This window comes from Dietzia sp. CQ4 (assembly GCF_014145125.1).
GTDB lineage: Bacteria > Actinomycetota > Actinomycetes > Mycobacteriales > Mycobacteriaceae > Dietzia > Dietzia natronolimnaea.
Genome location: NZ_JAALDZ010000186.1, coordinates 1 through 4,033, shown reverse-complemented (window position 1 = coordinate 4,033; position 4,033 = coordinate 1). Strand labels below are relative to the sequence as shown.

At 72.9% G+C, this 4,033-nt stretch carries 3 protein-coding genes and 1 pseudogene; all 4 read right to left on the bottom strand.

The features are described from left to right. The coding region (allB, locus tag G6031_RS11360) for an allantoinase AllB (RefSeq protein WP_182653318.1) at positions 1 to 1,009 on the bottom strand (1,009 nt) is incomplete at its 3' end. Beyond that, entirely contained in the window at positions 1,006 to 2,580 is a 1,575-nt protein-coding gene (locus G6031_RS11355; protein ID WP_347238484.1) for an aldolase, read from the bottom strand. The genes allB and G6031_RS11355, both read right to left, overlap by 4 nt. Then, positions 2,577 to 3,662, bottom strand: a complete 1,086-nt coding sequence (locus G6031_RS11350) for an isopenicillin N synthase family oxygenase (protein WP_182653317.1) — start codon at positions 3,660 to 3,662, stop codon at positions 2,577 to 2,579. The genes G6031_RS11355 and G6031_RS11350 overlap by 4 nt, the downstream gene beginning before the upstream one ends. 111 nt (positions 3,663 to 3,773) lie before the next feature. Continuing rightward, a pseudogene (locus G6031_RS11345) lies at positions 3,774 to 4,033 on the bottom strand (hypothetical protein); the annotation flags it as partial.

The following is a 4,033-nucleotide window of genomic DNA, read 5'->3' as shown; positions in this document are numbered from 1 at the left end:
GGCCGAAGTCGCCGCTGTCGAAGCGCTTGAGTTCGGGAACGCACGGCGAATGGTCCGAGACCACCAGGTCGATGGTCCCGTCGCGCAGCCCCTCCCACAGCCGCTCGCGGTTGCCGGCCTCGCGGATCGGCGGGCAACATTTGTAGTGGGTGGCGCCCGGCTGGATCTCCTCGGAGAACAGCGACAGATAGTGCGGGCACGTCTCCACCGTCAGGGGCAGGCCCTCCGCCTTGGCGTCCCGGATCAGCGGCAGGGCGTCGGCGGCCGACAGGTGCAGGATGTGGGTCCGGCACCCGGTGCGGCGGACGCCGTCGATGACCTGCGCCACCGCGCGGACTTCTGCGGCGACCGGTCGGGATTCCAGGAATCCCGCGTAGGTGGGCCCGGACGGCGGGGGCTGCGCGTCGATGGTCCCGGCGTCCTCGGCATGGACGATGAGCAGTCCGCCGAACCCGGCTATCTCCTCCATGGCCGCCAGCATCTGCACGTCATCGAGCGGCGGGAACTCGTCGATCCCCGAGTGGAGCAGGAAGCACTTGAAACCGAACACCCCGCGATCCCAGAGTTCGCGCAGCCGGCCCAGGTTCTCAGGCACGGCCCCACCCCAGAACCCGGCGTCCACGTGCAGTTTCCCGGTCGCGCTGGCCAGTTTGGCGTCGAGCGCGGCGGGTCCGGTGGTCACCGGGCTGGAGTTGAGCGGCATGTCGATCAAGGTGGTCACCCCGCCGCACGCGGCGGCGCGGGTGGCGCTGGCGAATCCCTCCCAGTCGGTGCGGCCGGGTTCGTTGACGTGGACGTGGGTGTCGACCAGTCCGGGCAGCAGCACCACGTCGTCACCCAGGTCGACGACGTCCGTGCCGGCCGGCGTCGGGGAGGTCGGGGCCGCGGGACCGGTCTCGACGGCCAGGATGATCCCGCCGGAGACCGTCACGGTGGCCGGCACGACCTCGGCGCCGATCACCGCCCGGCGTGCGCGGAAGACGATCTCGGGGACACCGTGTGCGCTCATGTCGTGGTCTCCGCCCGGTCGTGGACGTGGTCCCGGTGGTGGGACTGTTCGGGCGGAAGGGTCCGTTCGGTGCCCGGCCGCCGGAGCCGGTCGAGCGCGGCCCTGTCGACACCGGCCAGCTCGGCCACCTCCCCGGCGGTGACGGCCCCGCAGTCCAGCGCGCGCACGCAGAAGTCGGCCAGGGCGCGGGCGGTGGCCGGTTCGTCGAGGTATCCGGCAGATGCCCGGGCTCCACCGGGAGCGGTGCCGAGGTAGGCCGAGAGGCGCGTGCAGGCGGTGGGCAACGAGCGACGGTAGAACGCGTAGGTCGCCACGTACCGGGAGACCAGCTGCGCGGGGTGCAGGTCCCAGCCCTGATAGAAGCCCCGGCGCAGGGATCGGTCCACCAGTCGCGCGTGCAGCGTCCAGGCGGCGAGGACCGCGGCCGACTCGCCCACGGGCAACCGGTTGGTGGAGCCGTCCGAGAGCGCCACCCCGGTCCAGGCGGCGGCGACCTGCATGACGGCCTTGGCGTGGTCGGCGGCCGGGTGGTCCATCGCCTGGTACTCGGCGGCGATCCCGCAGGCGGCCGAGTAGTCGTAGGTGCCGTAGTGCAGTCCGATGCAGCGTCGATCGGAGGCATGCACCAGCCGCGCCACCAGCGCGGACCCGTCGGGCCCGCAGATCGACTGCGGGGTCTCGATCTGGATCTCGAACCCGATGCTCCGCTCGGCCAGTCCGCAGGCCTGCTCGAGCTCTCGGCAAATCCGGACCATCGCGTCGACCTGGTCCACCGAGGTGACCTTGGGCAGGGTCGGGCGGAAGCCGCTCGGCAGGCTGCGGGGCAGCCCACCCTCCGCCGTGAGCCTGCTGACGAACCGGGAGAAGGTGCGGATCCCCCGTCGGCGGGTCTGCGGGTCGAGGGACCCGAACCGCAGCCCCCAGAACGCGGGGAGCGGTGCCACCAGGGGCGACGACAGCGACGACGACGAGGTCGGCCCCTGCCCCGCAGCCGCCGACTGCTCCGACTGCTTCGACTGCTCCGACTTCTCCGACCGCGCCCTCTGCCCAACCAATAGAGCGGCCAGCACCCGGTCCACGTGGGCGTCCTCGTCGCGGTCGCGGTCGCCGGCGGGCACCCCGCGCTGGGTGAAGCCGTCCTCGAAGTCGATGCGCAGGTCCTCGACGGGTTCCCGCTCGAGTTTGCTCCTCACGAGCGCGTGGAGGGATGCGGCCTCGGAGTGGGTGCGCGCCTCGTCGTCGTCGCCCCCGGTGCCGGGTTCCCCTGCCACCACGTCTCCGAACACTCTCACCAGCGCGGCGGCGTCCGGCAGGTGGGTGTCGAACGCGTCGAGCGCGGCCGCGCCCACCTCGGCCACCACGCCGGCGTGGACGCGCTCGGCGGGCAGGTACAGGGTGTGGACGGGGTGGCGGGTGGAAGGTGGGCCGGGGTACCGCTCGGCGAGGTCGGCGTCGGCCGCGGCGAGATCGGCGTCCAGGGCGTCGGTCAGGGAGGCAGCCAGTGCATCAGCCAGTGCACCGGAGGGGGCGCCGGACAGGGCGCCGGGCGACCCCGAGAATCCTGCGCTCACCGGCGGTCCTGCTGCGCTGCCGCCAGGACACGCGCGGCCTCGCGGACCGCCCCGGTGTTGGCCCGACCCTGGCGGGAACCGGCGAGCTTGGCGGCGATGTGGTCGCGCACGGTGATCGGGTCGTACGCGGACAGATCCGCGCCGGGCAGGTCCGGAAGGGTGGCCACGATCGCGTCCACGTCGCCGTCGTGGAAGAACGCGGCCGAGCGTCGGCGCACGATCCCGCCGTCGACGATCGGCGGCCTGGCCCGGTGGAGCGTGGACATCCAGCGGTCACCGGTCAGTCGCGCGGTGAGATCCCCGAGGTTGACCAGCAGCCCGCCCTCGACCGGGTGGACGTCGTGCCACACCCCGTCGGCGGACAGGACCTGCAGGCCCGCCACGCGGTCGGCCCAGAGCACGGTGACCAGGCCGAAGTCCGTGTGCTCGCCCATTCCGGTGAGCTCGCCGTCGAGGGTGACCGGTCCCGGGGGCAGGGCGTAGTTGTTCAGCCGCAGCACGTCGATCGAGTGCCCGGTCATCCCGGTGAACACCTCGGGCGGCACCCCGAGCGCGTCGGCGAACGCCCGGGTGAGGGTCCGCGCGACCCGCGAGGCCTCGGCGAAGTAGGCGTCGATCCGGGGCCGGAAGTCGGGGAGGTACGGCCACAGGTTGATCCCGTAGTCGGCCTCGTCCAGCGCCAGGTCCGGGAAGGAGCGCGCCTCGACGCCCACGTTGAACGCCTCGAAGAAGTCGTTCATCCTTCCCGCGGACTCGACCCCCAGGCTCAGGCTGAGCGTCTCGCTCTTCGGCGGGCTGTACCCGCGGTTGGCGCCGGCCACGCGGTAGCCGTTCTTGGTCTCGGGCGGCAGGGCGAAGAAATCGTCGATCGCGCCCGCCAGCCCCTCGATCACCGCGTCGTCGATACCGTGCCCGACGATCTGCATGAACCCGACGGAGGAGCACGCGGCGTCGATCTCGCGCGCGACGCGCTCGCGGGCGGGGTCGTCTCGGGCGGGGTCGTCGCCGGCGGTGTAGGGGCTCAGGTCGATCACCGGGACGCTGAACCCGGTCGGCGCGCTGCTCGGTGGTGGTGTGGTCATGTCCGCTCCCGGGGCTGGGGTGCCGGCCGAGGTGACGGGGGCCGGGGTACCGGGGCGCGGCCTGTCCGCGAGGGGTGGCCGAGCCGATGACCTTGTTCTATCCGCGCGCGATTACCGGCCGGATACCCCGTGTGTCGCCGGTGTTACGGGTGCGGTGTCGAGATCCCCGGGCACGTCCACATCGAGCGGGGACCCGGTGTCGTCGCACGGCACCTCGACCACCGATGCCGCGTGCGCGCGCAGGTATCGGCGGGCACCCACGTCACCGACCGCCGACGCGATCACCCCGGGGTGGTGCCGCCCGCCGAGCAGCACCGGGTGGCCCCACCGCCCGCCGTAGGTGGCCACCGCCAGGCCAGCCCCGGCGTTGT

Coding starts and splice junctions, on each gene's coding strand:
- G6031_RS11350 (WP_182653317.1), bottom strand. CDS start 3,662: ATGACCACACCACCACCGAGCAGCGCGCCGACCGGGTTCAGCGTCCCG.